At 53.2% G+C, this 19624-nt stretch carries 2 protein-coding genes (1 of these 2 running past the window's edge); both read left to right on the top strand.

The genetic code is table 11. The features are described 5' to 3' along the window. Window positions 1–9620 carry the 3' portion of a non-ribosomal peptide synthetase gene (locus CWC22_RS22810; protein ID WP_138539786.1) on the top strand. 388 nt of this gene lie to the left of the window's left edge, so only the last 9620 of its 10008 coding nucleotides appear in the window; its start codon lies off the left edge, out of view; it ends in the stop codon at window positions 9618–9620. After that, entirely contained in the window at window positions 9620–19624 is a 10005-nt protein-coding gene (locus tag CWC22_RS22805; RefSeq protein ID WP_195879875.1) for a non-ribosomal peptide synthetase, read from the top strand. Before CWC22_RS22810 ends, CWC22_RS22805 begins: the two co-directional genes overlap by 1 nt.

Raw genomic sequence — 19624 nt, 5'->3', positions numbered from 1 at the left:
TGCGCTCCGATTACTATGATTCTGAGGATGGGCCAAGGCAGACTATCCGCGATGATGTGGCGCTTAATATTCGCTGCATCGACTTGTGTGGCAGTGACGACCTGGCGTCAGAAGTGGCTGCACACATTGAGCACGATACTCTGGCGCCATTTGATCTGACAACAGATATGTTGTTCAGAGTGACCTATTTGTGTACGCATAAACACAGTGATGGCACACAACAGGGCGTATTACTACTGAATATGCATCACATAGTGTCAGATGGCTGGTCCATGGAAATTCTGACCCGTGAGTTTGTTCAGGCCTATCACGCAAGAGTATCCGGGCAGGTTGCGAACCTGGCGCCATTGCCATTGCAATATAATGATTATGCGCACTGGCAGCGCGAGCACCTGACTAAAGAGGCGCTTGCTGAGCAGCTCACTTACTGGCAAAAAACGCTGGCCGATGCGCCGGCGGTTCACGGTATTACCCCTGACTTTGAGCGTCCGGCGACTAAGCAGCTTTATGGTGCACTGGTACGCAGCGAGTTATCCGCGAGTCAGGCGCAGGCTTTACAACACTTAGCCCGTCAGCAGCAACTGACACCGTTTATGCTGATCCACAGCGCACTGGCTTATGTGCTGTCACGTCATAGCAACAGCAGTGATATTGTGATTGGTACGCCCATCGCCAACCGTGGTCACGCAGAATTAGAGGGGTTGATTGGCTACTTCGCTAATACGCTGGTGCTGCGGTTGAATACTGAGCAGGCCAGCTTCACAGACTACTTTGCGCATGTAAAATCCGTACACCTTGGCGCTCAGGCTAATCAGGATGTGCCTTTTGAGCAGTTGGTCGAAAAGCTCAATGTACCTCGCAGCGGTGCTCATGCACCGCTGTTTCAGATCATGCTAACCACTAACACGGATTATGGTGTCAGGGAGCAACAACTGGCATTGGATGGTCTGCAAATCGCGCAGCGCCCTGCCAGCAGTGTGACTACGAAATTTGATTTAGAAATAGAAGTGGCATTGAACGAGCAGGGCGTGGCGATAGAGATCACTTACGATACTGCTTTGTTTGGTGCGCAGCGTGTCAGCGCTATTGCTAACCACTTAAATACCGTACTTTCGCAACTGGCAGCATTGACCCCGGCTGAGTTGTCAGCCAAGCCCAATACCTTGAACCTGCTGTCCGACACTGAGCGACAACAACAACTGCTGGATTGGAATGACACAGCGTTGGAATACCCTCGTGAGCGTTGCGTGCATGAACTGTTTGAGCAGCAAGCTAAAGCCACGCCAGAAGCCATCGCGTTGCGCTTTGACGGACGCACCATGAGTTATGACACGCTCAACACCAAGGCCAACCAATTGGCTCATTATCTGCGTACTGAGCATGCGATTGGTCCGGACGCATTGGTTGGCTTATGCACTGAGCGCTCATTTGAAATGGTGATTGGTATCTGGGGGATCCTCAAGGCCGGCGGTGCTTATGTGCCACTGGATCCGGAATTGCCATCAGGTCGGCTGAACTATTTGGTGGAGGATGCCAGCGCCAGAGTGGTGCTGAGCACACAAGGGATCATTGAACAGGTATCGCTGGGCGATGCGGCGGTCATTGCGCTGGACAACTTCGACTTCGAAGCCAATCCGGGATCGAATATTCCGGTTAGCGACATTGGCCTGACGGCACAGAACCTGGCGTACACTATTTATACCTCAGGCTCGACGGGTAAACCCAAAGGCGTATTACTCGAACATCAGGCGTTGCATAACCGCATCGACTGGATGGACAATGAGTACGGGTGTCAGCCGCAGGATAAAATCTTACAAAAAACCCCCTACAGCTTTGATGTCTCGGTATGGGAGTTTGTCTGGCCCATGCTTAAAGGGGCCGAGTTGGTGATTGCCAAGCCGGGTGGACACAAAGATCCGGCTTACCTCAATGAGCTGATTGTCGCAACTGGTGTGACCAAACTGCACTTTGTGCCTTCCATGCTGGGCGTGATGCTGGAACATGGCGACCTGGCCACGTGCAGTTCAATTGAACAGGTATTTTGTAGTGGTGAAGCCCTGCAAATCAGTCATGTTGAGCAGTTTAAGGTATTGTTACCTACCGCGCAGTTGCACAATCTCTATGGCCCGACAGAAGCGGCCATCGACGTTAGCTACTGGGATTGCGCGATGCCCCATGGCAGCAGCATCCCCATTGGTAAACCTATCCAAAATATTCAGTTATATATACTGGACGATGCGCTTAACTTGTTGCCACAGGGCGCGTGCGGTGAGTTACACATTGGCGGTGAAGGCCTGGCAAGAGGTTACCACAACCGCCCTGAGCTGACCGAAGAGCGCTTTATCAATAATCCGTTTTATCCGCAAAGCGTCAGCAAACGCCTGTATAAAACCGGCGATCTGGTGCGTTTTCGTGAAGATGGCAACATCGAATACATGGGTCGTCTGGACCATCAGGTCAAGATCCGGGGTCAGCGTATTGAGCTGGGTGAAATCGAATATCACATTGGCGAGCATGAACAGGTCGATTCTGCGCTGGTGATGGCACTGAGTGATGACAAAGGCAATCAACGACTGGTGGCCTATGTTAAGCCGAGCAGTGAATTGACGGATGAAGCACAGCAGGCCCTGATCGCCTCAGTGCAAAGTCAGCTGAGCGAGTCGCTGGCCGATTATATGGTGCCATCGAATTTCGTGGTACTTAACGAATGGCCGCAAACGCCAAACGGTAAAATTGATCGTAAAGCACTGCCAGTACCGCAAAGTTTGGGCTATGAAGTTGAATATCTCGCCCCGGTTACTGAGCAGGAACAAGCTCTGGCAGCGCTATGTGCTGAGCTGTTAAATCTGGAACCTGGTGAAGTCAGCATGGCGGCTAACTTCTTCGAATTGGGCGGTCATTCTCTGATGGTGATGGAGCTGGTCAGCCAGTTGAAAAAGCAAGGCCTGAGTACGTCGGTGCAGGCACTGTTTAACGCTCGAGTGCTGGGTGAGATGGCCAAAACCATCACAGACGCGGTCCATCAGAGCGAGCCTGAATTACCGCAAAATGGCATTCCAGCACAATGTACCCAGATCACGCCGGATATGGTGACGTTAACCGCTTTAACTCAGAGCGAGCTGGATACACTGAGTGAGCGTGTTCCAGGTGGGGCCGCTAATATTGCTGATATCTATCCGCTGGCACCTTTGCAGGAAAGCATATTCCTGGTTCACAGTGCGACGGAAAAATCCGACCCCTATGTCACCACTATCACGCTTGAGTTTGACAGCGAAGCTCAGATTGACAGTTTCGTTGCGCGCTTTAATCAGATCATTGCACGCTACGACGTGCTGCGAACTATGGTAGCCTGGCGCGAGTGTCAAGCCCCTTTACAGGTGGTACTGCGTCATTGTGAACTGTTACCAACCTGGTTGTCGTTCTCTGGTCAGACGGACGCCCGGGCAAAACTCGATGCCTATGTTGCCGAGGGCATACATCGTATGGATCTGGAGCTGGCACCTTTAGTGCAGTTGGAATTGGCTCATGATCCGGCCACGGATACTTACTGCGGGGTGCTCAAAGAGCATCACATTTTGCTCGATCACATCTCCGTTGAAATGATCATGGGTGAGCTGGCCATGGATGAGCAAGCTTTTGCACAGCTGCCTGATGCTTTGCCTTATCGACAGTTTATCGCCCAGACGCTACACAATGCGGAGCAACTGGATAGTCGCAAATATTTTACCGATCAGTTGGGTGATATTGAGACGCCCTGCCATCCATTTGGACTGGATAGTACCCGCGCTGATGATTTGTACTGCAATGAATTACACCGTGAACTGAGCCAGCAACAATCTTCGCAGATCCGCACTCTGATGCAGCAACGCGGTATGAGTCCGGCGGCGTTTTTCCATCTGGCCTGGGCCATGGTGGTGTCGGCCTGCAGTCAGAGCCGGGATGTAGTATTTGGTACTGTGTTGTCGGGCCGAATGAGTGGCCAGCAGGGCATTGAGCAGATGATGGGGATGATGATCAATACCTTGCCTCTGCGTGTGAATCTGGCAGATGAAGCGGCGGATACTCTATTGAAGCAGGTCGATCAGGCCCTGCTCGGGTTGATGCCGTATGAACAGGCGTCGCTAACCCAAGCGCAGGCGTGCAGTGGTGTCAGTGGACAAACGCCTTTATTCAGTGCCATTTTCAATTATCGTCATTCCCGCCTGGCAGAAGCGCCAGCACAAGGGGGCGCACAAGCCATCGCTGCTAAAGAGCGTACTAACTATCCATTTAATTTATGTGTGGATGACTGGGGCAAGGCGTTTTCCTTTAACCTGCAAGTTGACCGCTCAGTCGACGTAAACGCAATAGGCGAGTATGTGACGTGTGCCATCGACCAGTTGCTGCGTGCGTTGCATGACGAGTCTGATACTCCGGTGGCAAAACTCAGTGTCTTGAACGAGGCACAACAAGATGCGCTAATGCGCGCGAATGTATCACACGCCGTCGACACAGACACAACAAGCAGCATTCAGGCTCGATTTGAAAGTCAGGCAGCCAAATTTGGCGAGCGCACTGCACTGGTATATCAGCAAGAGTCGCTGACTTATCACGAATTGAACGCGCGGGCCAATGCGCTGGCACACTATCTTATTGAAGCACACGATATCCGCCCGGATACGCTGGTAGGCCTCTGCGTGGGTCGTGGGGTCAACATGATTGTGGGCATACTGGCGATTCTCAAAGCCGGTGGTGCGTATGTTCCGCTTGATCCTAACTATCCGCAGGAGCGCCTCGACTTTATCTGTCAGGATGCGGGCGTCGCGTTGGTGCTGGGCGAAGATCAGGTGGCCGATGCGTTGGCACTTCAAGACACGCCTATTATCGACCTGAATCAGCTGGCATTGACGGGTTACAGCACGGATAACGTGCAGTTAACGACACATACTTCGGATAATCTGGCCTATGTGATTTACACCTCGGGCTCCACGGGTAAACCAAAAGGGGTGTTGCAAACGCACCGCAATGTCGGTCGCCTGTTTGATGTGACTCAGCCCGATTTTAACTTTAATGAAGACGATTGTTGGTGTGTGTTCCATTCCTTTGCTTTTGACTTCAGTGTCTGGGAGATCTGGGGCGCTCTGCTGTTTGGTGGCAAGCTGCTGATGCCAAGCCTGGATGAAGTCAAGGACAGTCAATTGTTTGTGGCTTTGTGTCAGCGTAACGCCCTGACTATTCTCAACCAGACGCCGAGTGCCTTTAAACAGCTCACCGAATATCTGGTGACGGCACAACAGGCCTTACCTTCGTTGCGCAGCATCGTATTTGGTGGCGAAGGGCTTACGCCAAGTCATGTTAGCCAGTGGTGGACGCACTTTGCACAGCAGCCAACTGAACTCATTAACATGTATGGGATCACAGAAACCACGGTGCATGTGACCTATAAACGTATAGAACCCAATGCGCCGATCAACATTGGCAGACCGCTGCGCGACCAGCACATCGTACTGCTCGATGATGCACTGAAGCTGGTACCTGATGGGTGCGCGGGCGAAATCTATGTCGGTGGTGCAGGTCTTGCCCTCGGCTATCTTAACCGCGAAGCACTCAGTGCCGAGCGGTTTATTGACAATCCATTCGACACCCAGCGTTACCCTTGGCTTGGGGAGCGTTTGTATCGCGCGGGTGATTTGGCCCGTTATGATGAAAACGGCGAGCTACATTATCTGGGTCGTCAGGACGATCAGGTTAAAATTCGCGGTCACCGTATTGAGCTGGGCGAAGTGGAAAATCGCATTGCTGAGCTGGCAATGGTGGACTCTGCTTTGGTGCAGGCTATGCCACTGGCGGATGACACGTTGCAACTGGTCGCCTATGTAAAAGCCGCAGAAGCCGATACAGATGAGACCTGGCTGAGCCTATTAAAAGCAGCGCTCGGTGAGCAATTGCCTGCCTATATGTTACCGGGCGCCATTGTTACCGTGACTCAGTGGCCACTGACAGCCAATGGGAAAGTCGACAGACGTGCGCTCCCAGCGCCGGACGCCGTTCTGGGTGAGCAAGCGTACGTTGCGCCGCGCAATGACACTGAATACACCCTGGTTGGGATCTGGGCGGATTTACTTAAACTGGAGCATGGTCAGGTCAGCGTAGAGGCCAACTTCTTCGAGCTGGGCGGACATTCTCTGTTGCTGATGAAGCTGCTGGCCGGGATCCGAACTCAGCTGCAATGCGAGCTAAGTGTTAAGGATATCTTTGCCGCAACGACCATCGCACAGCAGGCTGAACGTGTTGCACAGCAAACTGATGTCATGGTACAGCCACCTATTGTGGCGCAGCCGCGTGAAGACAATGCGCACCTGCCACTGTCGTTTGCTCAGCAACGCTTGTGGTTTATCGACAAGCTCAATGGCAGCAGTGCTGAGTACAACATGCCGGTGGCCTTTGATGTGGATGGCGTATTAGATCTGGATGCCGCCCAGGCTGCGTTGAATAGCCTGGTTGCGCGTCATGAAGCATTGCGCACGGTCTATCTGGAGCAGGACGCCGAACCGGTTCAGCTGATCCGCAGCCACGGCGCGCTGACCCTGACTTTGCAGGATTTAAGTGAGCTGAGCGAACGCGCCAAAACAGACCGGCTTAACCAGCTGCTAAGCGAAGATGCGCTGACGCCATTTAAACTGGACTGCGATTTGATGCTCCGCGCTCAGTATGTCCTGCTTAATTATGCCGATCATAACCAACCTCAGCGTGGCGTACTGGCATTTAATATGCACCACATTGCCTCGGATGGGTGGTCGGTGGAGTTGTTGTCTAACGAGTTTATGGCACTCTACGAAGCGCTCGTCTCGGGCACTGAGGCTGCGTTACCACCTTTGGCTATCCAATATGCCGACTATGCAATCTGGCAGCGCGACTGGCTGAATAACGCGCAAGGCGGCGCCAAAGCACTGGAAACGCAACTCAATTACTGGCGCGAAACCCTGAACGATGCGCCGGCCGTGCATGGTCTGCAACTGGATAAGCCGCGCCCGGAAGAAAAAGCGTTCAGTGCCAAAGGCTTCACTAGCTTGTTGCCAGGCACGCTGAGCCAGGGACTTAAAAGCTTTGCTGAAGCGGCCCGGATCACGCCATTTATGCTAGTGCACAGTGCATTGGCTTATGTGCTGTCGCGCCACAGTAATCAGCACGATATTGTGATTGGTACACCGGTGGCGAATCGTGCGCAACCCGAAGTGGCTGACCTCATCGGCTATTTTGCCAATACGCTGGTACTGAGAGTCAGCACCCGTCATCATAATTTGGGCGATTACCTTGAGCATGTTAAAGAGGCCCATATTGGTGCCCAGTCACATCAGGATGTGCCGTTTGAACAGTTAGTTGATGCCTTACAAATCCCACGATCCACGGCCTATAGCCCGGTGTTTCAGATCATGCTGACTACCAATTCAGAATTTGCGTTGGCAGACAGTTCTGGGCAACAGTTGGCTGGGCTGGAGTTCACCCCTAGGCTGCCGGAGGCCTGTACCACCAAGTTTGATATCGAAATTAACATTGACCTGGATGATGCCGGACTGACCGTTAACTGGTTGTATGACACTGGACTATTTAGCGAGCAGCACATTGTGGCGTTGGATAAACACTTCCAGGGCGTACTCAGGTATCTGGCGCGTCTCACTCAGGCACAGCTGGCCAATCCGCTGGATACGCTGCCACTGTTGTCAGAGCAGGAGCGTTATGAGCAATTACAGCAGTGGAATGACACGGCCCGGGATTATACCCGAGAGGTGTGTGTTCATGAGCTGTTTGAGCAGCAAGTTGTCCGCGCACCTCAGGCTACGGCGCTGCGCTTTGGCGCACAGACAATGAGTTATGAAACGCTCAACAGTAAAGCCAATCAGCTGGCCCACTATCTGCGCAACGAACATGGCGTGGGTGCGGATGCTCTGGTCGGACTGTGCGTGGAGCGCTCCTTTGAAATGGTCATCGGGATCTGGGGTATTCTCAAAGCCGGCGGTGCGTATGTGCCGCTGGATCCAGAGCTGCCCAGTGCCAGACTGGCATATCTGGTGGAAGATGCTCGAGCCAGCGTCGTGCTGAGTACCCAAGAGGTCGCTGCGCGTGTCGCGCTGGGTGAAGCGCAGGTTGTTGAGCTCGATGGCTTTGACTACGATGCTCATAGTGATACTAACATCACAGTGAGCGATATTGGTCTCAGTGCAACTAATCTGGCTTATACCATTTATACCTCTGGCTCCACTGGCATGCCAAAAGGCGTATTGCTTGAACATCAGGCGCTGCATAACCGCATCGACTGGATGGATGAAGAGTATGGCTGTGGACCTCACGACAAGATATTACAAAAAACGCCTTACAGCTTTGATGTGTCAGTATGGGAATTTGTCTGGCCCATGCTCAAAGGGGCTGAGTTGGTGATTGCCAAGCCAGGTGGCCACAAAGACCCGGATTACCTGAGTGACCTGATCGTCGAAGCAGGTATCACTAAGCTACATTTTGTACCCTCTATGCTGGGTGTGATGCTGGAGCATGGTGACTTGAGTCGTTGTACTTCAATCAAACAAGTATTCTGTAGTGGTGAAGCATTGCAGATCAGCCATGTAGAGCAGTTCCGGGCCGTGTTGCCTTGTGCGCAGTTACACAATCTTTATGGTCCAACTGAAGCGGCCATCGACGTCAGCTACTGGGATTGTTCACAGCCTTATGGCAGCAGTGTGCCCATTGGTAAGCCAATTCAGAATATCCAGCTCTATGTACTGGATGACGCACTCAATCTGTTACCTCAGGGCGCATGCGGTGAATTACACATCGGCGGAGACGGGCTGGCGCGCGGCTATCATAATCGCGCAGATCTGACCGAAGAGCGCTTTATTGCTAACCCATTTTATGATGACAGCGAAGCGGGTAGCAGCCAGCGTCTCTACAAAACGGGCGATTTGGTGCGTTATCGCAATGACGGCGTCATCGAATACATGGGTCGTATTGACCATCAGGTGAAGATCCGCGGGTTGCGTATCGAACTGGGCGAAATTGAGTATCACATCGGTGAGCACAGTGAAGTGGACTCAGCACTGGTGATGGCGCTTGAGGACACGCAGGGTAATCAGCACCTGGTGGCCTATGTGAAGCCGCATACATTGGGCGATGAAGCGTCTCAACAGGTATTGATCGATGCTATCAAGTCACAACTCGGTGACGCCCTGGTTGAATATATGATCCCAGCCAGTTTTGTATTGCTGGATGAGTGGCCACAAACTCCGAACGGCAAAATCGATCGTAAAGCGCTGCCTGCCCCGGAGCATGCCGGATTGGGCGGCGAGTATATTGCGCCACAAACCGATACTGAGTTGGCTTTGGTGGCCATCTGGTCTCAGGTGCTGGGCCTGGATGAAGGGCAAATTAGTACCCAGGCGAGCTTCTTTTCTCTTGGCGGTCAGTCTCTGCTGGTGATTAAGTTGATGAAAGACATCGAAAGCCGGTTTGACTGTACACTGACTATCAAACAGTTATTTAAGTACACCTCGGTGGCTGAGCAAGCCGTGCAGCTCGATGAGTTGCTGGCCGCTAAAGCACTAAAAGCTAAGTTAGAACAATCAGATAATGTAGAAAGGATTGTGTTTTAATGAAACCGCAACAGTTAGTAAGTCTGCTTCAGGACAAGTTGATTTTGGTGAGTGTCTCTGACGGGTCGCTCGTAGTCGAAGCTGAAAAGGGCGCAGTCACCGCAGAGATAGCGCAGCTGATCAGAGATAATAAAACACAATTGCTGGCTTATTTGAGTGACAGCGAAGCACAACCTAAGCGCGAGGCCGTTACGCCGCGCGCTGAGCAATATCAGACCTTAGCACCGCTGTCGTTTTCACAGCGCCGGTTATGGTTTATCGACCAGCTGCAACAGGGTTCGGCACAATATAATATGCCTGCCCTGATGACAGTCACCGGGGAGCTGGATCTGGCGGTGGCTGAGCGTGCCTGTCAGGCCATTATCCGCCGTCATGAAATACTGCGCACAGTGGTGGTTGATGGTGAAAACGGAGCCCGGCAGCATATTCGTGACGAGGTGACCTTTGCTATCGCCCACAGCGATTTGACCACACTGGAAGCAAGTGCTCGTTCGGCGCAGCTCGAAGCCCTGATTGATGAGGAGCTGAATACCCCGTTTGATCTGACACAGGATGTGATGATGCGGGCACGTTATATTTTGCTTGCAAATCCGGGGAGCGCGCAGCAAGACGGGGTGTTGCTGTTCAATATGCATCATATTGCGTCTGATGGCTGGTCAATTGAATTGCTCAGTCAGGAGTTTCTGACTCTTTATCGGGCGTTTGCACAAGGGGCAGAGAATCCTTTGCCTGAACTGGCCATTCAGTACGCCGATTATGCGCTGTGGCAGCAAACCTGGTTGCAGGAAAACGTACTGGAATCACAGTTATCATACTGGCAGGAAACATTAGCCGACGCGCCCTCGGTCCATAGCTTGCCGCTGAAACAACCGCGCCCGGAAGAAAAACAAACGGCTGCAGGGTGTCAGAGTTTTAGTCTTAACAGTACGCTAAGCCAACAGCTCACGACCGTGGCGCAGCGTAACGAGATGTCGCCTTTTATGCTGGTACACAGTGCGTTGAGCTGGGTGCTGGCACAACACAGTAATCAGCAGGATATTCTGATCGGCACACCGGTCGCCAACCGATTGCAAAGCGAACTGGAGCCGCTGATCGGCTTCTTCGTCAATAATCTGGTGCTCAGAACTCAAACGCAACACGCTACGCTCGGTGACTATTTTGCTCACGTGCGTGAAGTGCACCGGGACGCGCAGAACAATCAGGATGTGCCTTTTGAGCAGTTAGTCGAGCGTTTAAATGTCGAGCGCAGCCTGTCGCACGATCCGCTGTTTCAGATCATGTTGTCCATGGACAGTGACTTTGGGGTGAGCGATCAGTCTGATATTGGACTGGACGGACTGCGCTTTGGGCAGTACGAGCGCGAGATTGTGTCGCTGAAGTACGACATAGATATCGACATTACCCCACAGGACGGAGGTTACGTACTGCGCTGGACGTATGATCTGGCGTTGTTTGATGATGACTATATTGCAACTCTGAATCGTCATCTGATCCGGGCAATACACCTGTTCAGTAATAGCCTTGCCAGCACGGCGCTGGCTCAATTGACATTGATGGACACACAAGAGCAACAGGCCTATCTGGCAGATTTATGCGGGCCGAGCGTGACTTTGTCTGCGATGCCGGTGCACCAGCTCATTGAAACACGCGCCGCACAAAGCGACGCGCGCATTGCCGTCAAGAGCCATGAGGGCACACTGACTTATCAGCATTTGAATGAACGCGCTAACCAGTTGGCACACTATTTACGGGCCGAGCATCAGGTGGGCCCGGATACCCTGGTGGGTCTGTGTGTGGGCCGCTCGCTGGAAATGATGGTGGCGGTGCTGGCCATCCTTAAAGCAGGCGGGGCCTATGTGCCGCTGGACCCGGATTATCCGCAGGAACGTTTAGCGTACATGGTCGAAGACACCGGCTTGTCTGTGGTATTGACCCAGCAAAAAGTTGCCGGGATCCTGAACGATTTTAACGTCACGGCTGTGCTGCTGGATAACGCCAGTCAGTTTGCAAACTATCCAATCAGCAATCCGGATGTGGCGCTGGCCCCGGATAATCTGGCCTATGTGATGTACACCTCGGGCTCAACCGGTAACCCCAAAGGCGTGATGATAAGTCATCATAACCTGATCAACTTTGCCGCTAACTGTGAGCAACGCTACGAAATCACCGAAGCTGACAACGTGTTGCAGTTCTCTACTATGAACTTTGATATTTTCGTCGAGGAATGGCTGGCGACATTGACGCAGGGCGCCACTTTGGTACTGCGCGACGAAGACGTGTCGCTGAGCCGCGAGGCCTTTATCGCCTTCTGCGACAGCCATGCCATCAGCGTGGCCAGCCTGCCAACGGCGTTCTGGCATATGCTGGCGCTGAGCGAGGCGGAGCTTGAATCCCTGGTACTGCGACTGGTGATTGTCGGCGGTGAAGCGCTGGATAAACAATCGGTAGCTTCCCTTAAACCGGGCTTTGTGCTGCTCAATACCTATGGTCCGACCGAGACCACAGTCACCGCATCGGGCTATGCCATCAGCGGTGGTTACGATGACCCGCGTGCGGTGCCCATTGGCCGCGCAAACGTCAATACTGCGACTCTGGTGCTCAGCGAGCAGCTGACGTTATGCCCGCCGGGTGTTGTGGGCGAGCTGTATGTCAGTGGTCAGTGTCTGGCCAGTGGTTATTTACATCAAAGCGAACTCACCGCCGAGCGCTTTATTGATAACCCGTATTGTGATCCGGCTAATCCAGCGTTGAGTGCGCGGTTGTATAAAACCGGTGATTTGGTGCGTATCGGCGCTGATGGAGAAATCGAGTTTGTTGGACGCAGCGATGATCAGGTCAAGATCCGTGGTTTCCGGGTGGAGCTGGGTGAGATAGAAACCCAGCTGATGAGTCATGAACGGGTTGAATCGGCGGTGGTACTGGCCGAGGCCGGTAAGCAAGGTGGCAAGGTACTGCGCGCTTTCATTCAAAGTGAGCAAGACAGCAGTCTGATTGACGCACTGCAACAGCACCTGAGCGGCAACCTGCCGGATTACATGGTGCCGTCGGCTTATAGTTTTGTTGCTCAGTGGCCGCTGACGGCCAATGGCAAACTGGACAAGCGAGCACTGCTGGCCCTGCCAGCTAAAACGGTGGAGCAGCCTTATCAGGCACCACAAACCGACGCCGAGAAAATGGTGGTCGACATCGTCGCGTCGCTGTTGTCGCTGGACGTCGATAAGGTGGGTGTCCATGCTAATTTCTTCGCGCTGGGGGGCCATTCATTGCTGATTATGCAGCTGGTCAGTCAGCTGCGCGCACGTCAGTATCAGGCGGACGTGCAGGCCTTGTTCAGGGCACACACGCTACAGGACATGGCGCGCCAGGTTCGGGCACTTGGGAGTGAGGAATCAAGTTGTGTGCCCGCCAATTTAATTCCGGCGGATTGCACCCAGATCACCCCGGAGATGGTGACGCTCACTGAGCTGGATGAGCAACAGCTCACGGATATTGCCCAGACCATCCCCGGTGGCATGGCCAATATTCAGGACATCTACCCGCTGGCACCGTTGCAAGAAGGCGTGCTGTTTGTACACACCATGAGTGAAGGGCAGGACCCGTATGTTACCAGCACCACGTTTGAGTTCGACAGCCACGAGTCCCTTGAGCGCTTTAAATGGGCACTGAATACCCTGATTGCCCGCCACGATGTGCTGCGCACCGCCATCTTATGGCGCAACCGCACCACTGCACTTCAGGTGGTACAGCGTGAGGTAGCGCTGCCCGTGACTGAGCTGGACTTCAGCGAGGAAGCGGATGTCTGGGCCGCGTTCAATGCCCATGTGGCTGAGCAGCCGCTGTGGATTGAGCTGGAAAACGCGCCGCTGTTGCAACTGAGCGTGTGTGAAGACGCTGCGCAGGGCAAGCATTATGCGCTGTTGTGTGAGCATCACCTGATCTCAGATCACGTCTCGCTGGAAATTCTGGTGCACGAGCTGACTGCGCTGCTGAACGGCAATGAAGGCAGCCTGGGTGAGCCAGTGCCGTACCGGGAATTTGTCGGTCGCACCCTGGCACGCACAGCGAGTCTGGATACCGAAACCTTCTTCACTCAGATGCTGGGGGATGTCAGCGAACCCACTTTGCCTTATGGTCTGACGGACGTACTGAATGACGGTTCGGGCATTGAGACGGTGCATGTCACCCTGGATGACGTACAGGCGCAGCGTATTCGCCGCCTGACCCGTCAGTATCACAGCAGCCCGGCGGCGCTGTTCCATCTGGTCTGGGCCAAAGTGCTGGGTGTGTGCAGTGGTCAGGCGGAGGTGGTGTTCGGCACTGTCTTATCAGGCCGCATGAGCGATGATGGCCTGAGCAGCCAGCTGATGGGGATGATGATTAACACCCTGCCATTGCGAGTGTCGCTGAGTGAGCAGGATGCGATGAGCCTGCTGGCACACATTAATGATGACCTGCGTGCCTTGATGCCGTACGAGCAGGTGTCGCTGGCCGAGGCGCAGCGTTGCAGCGGTGTGAGCGGTCAGCTGCCCCTGTTCAGCGCGATGCTGAACTATCGTCACTCGGCGGTAGCGGAGTCTCAGCTGGAGCAGGATGCCGGGTTTAAAGTGCTGGCCAGTGAAGAGCGCACCAACTATCCGTTCAACCTCTCGGTGGATGACTTCGGCGATGGCTTTGGGTTTGAACTTCAGGTGGACAAACGTGCCCCAGCGGCGCGCATTGCACAGTACCTGCAAGTGACACTGACTCAGGTGCTGGACTTACTTGACGTGGATTTAGCAGACACCCAGAGCAGCACTGCGGTGCAGAGTTTGTGTGTGCTGGATGATGCGGAGCGCCAACAGCAGCTGCACGGCTGGAACGACACAGCGCTGGATTATCCGCGAGAGCTGTGTATTCACGAATTATTTGAGCAGCAGGCCGCAGCGGCCCCGGAGCAGATTGCACTGCGCTTTGGTGAGCAGACTCTGAGCTATGGTGAGCTCAATAGCAGAGCCAACCAAGTGGCCCATTATCTGCGCACGGAGCACAATATCGGACCGGATTCGTTAGTGGGCTTGTGTGTTGAGCGCTCGCTGGAAATGGTGATAGGGATTTGGGGTATCCTCAAAGCCGGTGGCGCCTATGTGCCGCTGGACCCCGAGTTGCCTCCGGCACGCCTGGCTTACCTGGTTGAAGATGCCAATGCGGCTGTGGTACTTAGCACAGCTGTGGTTGCCGAGCGAGTAAGTCTTGGCGAAGCAAGCGTTACGCGACTGGATGAGTTCGATTTTAGCGCTTATCCAGATACCAATATTGCAGTGAGTGACATTGGTCTGAATGCTCGCAATCTTGCCTACACCATTTACACGTCAGGTTCTACCGGGCTACCTAAAGGTGTGTTGGTTGAGCATCAGGCGCTGCATAACCGCATTGACTGGATGGACAACGAATACGGCTGTGGCCCGGACGACAGAATTTTGCAAAAGACGCCTTATAGCTTTGATGTATCTGTATGGGAATTCGTCTGGCCTATGCTCAAAGGGGCGGAGCTGGTGATTGCCAAACCGGGTGGTCACAAAGAGCCGGAATACCTTAGCGAGCTGATTGTGGCTGCGGGGATCACGAAACTACACTTTGTCCCCTCTATGCTGGGTGTGATGCTGGAGCATGGCGATCTGGCTCGTTGTACGTCCATTAATCAGGTGTTCTGTAGTGGTGAAGCGCTGCAGATCAGCCACGTTGAACAGTTCAGAGCGAGTTTACCGTCGGCACAACTACACAACTTATATGGTCCGACCGAAGCGGCCATTGATGTGAGCTATTGGGATTGCAGCCAGCCACACGGCAGCAGCGTGCCGATTGGGAAACCAATCCAGAATATCCAGCTGGTGATCTTGGATGAGGCCCTTAACCTGCTACCACAAGGTGCCTGTGGTGAGCTGCATATTGGTGGTGAAGGTCTGGCGCGCGGCTATCATAATCGCCCTGAGCTGACTGCCGAGCGGTTTATTGATAATCCGTTTGAGGATACATTGCCAAGTTCGCGGCTCTATAAAACCGGCGATCTGGTGCGTTTTCGTGATGATGGCACCATAGAATATATGGGTCGAATGGACCATCAGGTAAAAATTCGCGGATTACGTATTGAGCTGGGTGAAATTGAATATCATATCGGTGAGCATCACGAAGTTGATTCGGCACTGGTGATGGCGTTGTCGGATACGCAGGGTAATCAGCGCCTGGTTGCTTACGTTAAACCGCTTGCAGAGCAGGCGCAAGCGGCGCAGCAGACGCTGATAGCGTCGATTGTTGAGACACTGGGTCAATCATTAGCTGAGTACATGATCCCGGCCAGTTTTGTGTTGATTGACGAATGGCCACAAACCCCTAACGGTAAAATTGACCGCAAGGCGCTGCCAGAGCCTGAGCAGGCGGATTTAAGCCGCGATTATGTTGCACCACAGAGCGATACCGAGCGCACGCTGGCTGCAATCTGGGCTGATGTCCTGAACCTGCCGGTAGAGCAAATTAGCCGTGATGCTAACTTTTTTACGCTGGGTGGTCACTCTTTATTGGTCATGCAGCTACTGTCTCGGGTTAAACAACTGGGCTATCAGTGCCAGGCACAGGCTTTGTTTAAGGCGGGTAGTCTGAGTGTGATGGCTGCGCATTTGGACGCACAACCGCAGGTTGAATTTGAATTCAGCGTGCCTCAAAACCTTATTCCCGAGCAGGCGAGCACCATTACCCCGGACATGTTGCCTTTGATTGAACTGACACAGGACAGCATAGACACTCTGATTGCTCAGGTGCCTGGTGGCGCTGCAAACGTGCAGGATATGTATCCACTTGCTCCGCTACAGGAAGGGGTGTTGTTTGTGCACACGCTGAATCAGCAGCACGACCCTTATGTCAGTACCATGGCGTTTGAACTGGCTGATGAGTCGCAACTGGCGCAACTCAAAACCGAGCTGAACTTTGTGATCCAGCGTCATGATGTGCTGCGTACTGCTATTTTCTGGCGTGGCCGTGCGCAGGCGGTGCAGGTTGTATTACGTGAGGCGCAGCTACCGGTGTCTGAGTTGCCGTTCGAGCGCGCACAGATAAAAGCGCAGTTTGAAGACTATGTGGCCAATGCTGCGCATGGCTTTGAGTTGGAATCTGCACCGCTGATCCAACTGATGGTGTCACCACAGGACGAGCAGGGCAGAATTTATGCATTGCTGAAGTTCCATCACTTGATCACCGATCATGTTTCTTTGGAAATTTTGCTGTCTGAGCTGAGTGAACAAAACAAGACTGAATTGCCTGCACCATTGCCTTATCGAGAGTTTATCGCCCGTTCAATGGCGCAAAGCACTAAGCTGGATACGGCGGCGTTTTTCACTGAGCAGCTCGGTGACATTGATACGCCAACCTTGCCATTTGGTTTGTCTCAGGTGACCGGAGATGGCAGTGCGGTAGCGGAATACAGCACGACGCTTGATATGGCATTGTCGCAGCAAATCCGGGCGCTATCCCGACGCCTGCAATGCAGCCCGGCTGCATTATTTCATCTTGCCTGGGCGCAGGTATTGAGTGCCAGCACAGGCCGTGATGAGGTGGTTTTTGGTACTGTGATGTCCGGCCGGATGAATGGTATGCCAGGCATAGAACATATGATGGGCATGTTGATTAATACCTTGCCACTGCGTGTTTCGCTGGGACAGCAAAGTGCTCAGGTTGCCTTGAGTGAGGTGAACAACGCACTGCAGGCACTATTGCCTTACGAGCAGGTGTCGCTGGCTGAAGCGCAAAGCCATAGTGCCATCAGCGGTAATACGCCGCTGTTCAGTGCGATCCTTAATTATCGCCATACCGGACATGATGCCGCCCAGGAACAGGCTGCGTCTCACCGTGATGAGGGCGCGCCGAGTCTGTTGAGTACTCGTGAGCGTACCAATTACCCGTTTGATCTGTCTGTTGACGATCTGGGCGAGCAAGCCAGCTTTACGCTGGACTTCCAGATTGAGCAAACCGTTGAGGCAACACGTATTGCTGACTGGATGGAAACGGCGCTACATGCGCTGGTGAGTGCATTGCAAGATAATAGCAATCAGCCTGTGTCGACGCTGGCGGTGTTACCACCTGCGGAGATAGCGCTGCAAGACACGTGGCAGAGTGGGCGCGCTAACTATCCGCGTCTGTCCTGTATTCATGAGTTGTTTGAGTTACAGGCTGCGGCTACACCCAATGAAGTGGCTGTGCAGCTGAATGACCAGATGCTCAGTTATGGTGAGCTGAATGCGCGTGCAAACCAACTGGCGCAGTATCTTCGAGAAACGCATCAGATTGGCGCAGGTGCCTTAGTGGGCTTGTGCCTGGGCCGCTCTGTGGAGTTACTGGTCGCAACACTGGCGATTTTGAAAGCCGGTGGTGCTTATGTACCGCTGGATCCAACTTACCCTGAATCTCGTCTGGCATATATGCTTGAGGATACTCAGCTAACTGTGATCCTGACTGAGCAAGCGCAGCATGAAGTGCTGGCATTCAGCTCGGTGGCGAAAGTGTCGGTAGATATCCCTGATGCCCCATGGTCTTCACTGAGTGTATTAGATCTGCCCAGGGCTGAAGGGCTAACGGCGCAGTCGATTGCTTATGTGATTTACACGTCAGGTTCTACGGGCACGCCCAAAGGGGTGATGACACCGCATCGGGCAGTCAATCGTCTGGTGTACGACCCTAACTTTATGACTCTGAACAACCAGACTGTGTTCCTGCAAAGCGCCAATATCGCCTTTGATGCAGCCACTCTGGAAATTTGGGGCCCACTGCTGAATGGCGGACGCTGTGTGTTGTACCCCGAGACTTATCTGTCTCTGGACGGGATCAACAAAGTGTTGCGTACGCAAGGGATAACAGCAATGTGGCTGACCTCAGGTCTGTTCACGGAATGGAGCAAGGTGTGTGGCGAATTAGAGTCAGACACTTTGGCATTACACACTGTGCTGGCCGGGGGCGATGTGCTTAATCCACAAGCCGTCACCGCTGTGCAAACAGAGTTGCCTGAGATTACCGTGATTAATGGGTATGGCCCCACTGAGAATACCACCTTTACCTGCTGCTATCCGGTGCCGGCTGATGATGATATCAGTGCCGGTGTACCCATTGGTCGAGGTGTGCAGGGGGATCATATTTTGGTCCTGAGCCCGCAAGGACGTCAATTGCCTCAAGGTGTGGTGGGTGAGCTCTGTGTGGGGGGAGATGGTCTGGCATTGGGATATCTGAATCAACCTCAGCTGAGTAAAGAGCGGTTTATTGCAAACCCCTATTTTTCAGAGCCTGGACAAGCGGCTGAGCTTTATAGAACCGGTGACTTGGTGCGGTTTAAGCAGGATGGCTTAGTGGAATATGTAGGTCGTATTGATGATCAGATTAAGATCCGGGGTTTTCGGGTAGAGCTGGGTGAGATTGAGGCTGCACTGAATGCGGATGAGCGGGTTGCGCAGTCTCTGGTTATGGTGAATAAAGCACGTGGCCTGATCGTTGCGTATGTTGAGCCACACCCTCAGCAACAAACCGATGACTTAACCGATCAGCTTATGGCTACTATGTCTGACAGTTTACCGCCTTATATGGTGCCTTCGGCCTGGCAATTAATTACCTCCTGGCCACTGACCGCCAATGGCAAAATAGACAGAAAGGCATTGCCGGATATTGCGTTAACCGCCGTTGCTGAAGAGTATGTTGCACCGCAAACCGCGCTGGAACAACAATTGGTTGATGTGGTGGCACGCTTGCTGGAGGTAGAGTCCAATACCATCAGTATGTCGGCGAATTTCTTTGACTTGGGCGGGCACTCGCTATTGATGATGCGACTACTCAGTGAGATTAAGGTGCACTGGCAAATTGAGTTGAGTGTGGCTGAGGTCTTTGAATGTCAGTACCTTGGCGAGGTCGCTGAACTGATCCATAGTGAGGTGACTTTACTTTCGGCCTTTGATGATAGCGATATTGATGAGGACGAAGAGGTGCTGGAGATCTGA

This window comes from Pseudoalteromonas rubra (assembly GCF_005886805.2).
Lineage (GTDB): Bacteria > Pseudomonadota > Gammaproteobacteria > Enterobacterales > Alteromonadaceae > Pseudoalteromonas > Pseudoalteromonas rubra_D.
The sequence above is the reverse complement of the archived record's forward strand: the minus strand, read 5'-3'. Positions and strand labels throughout refer to the sequence as shown.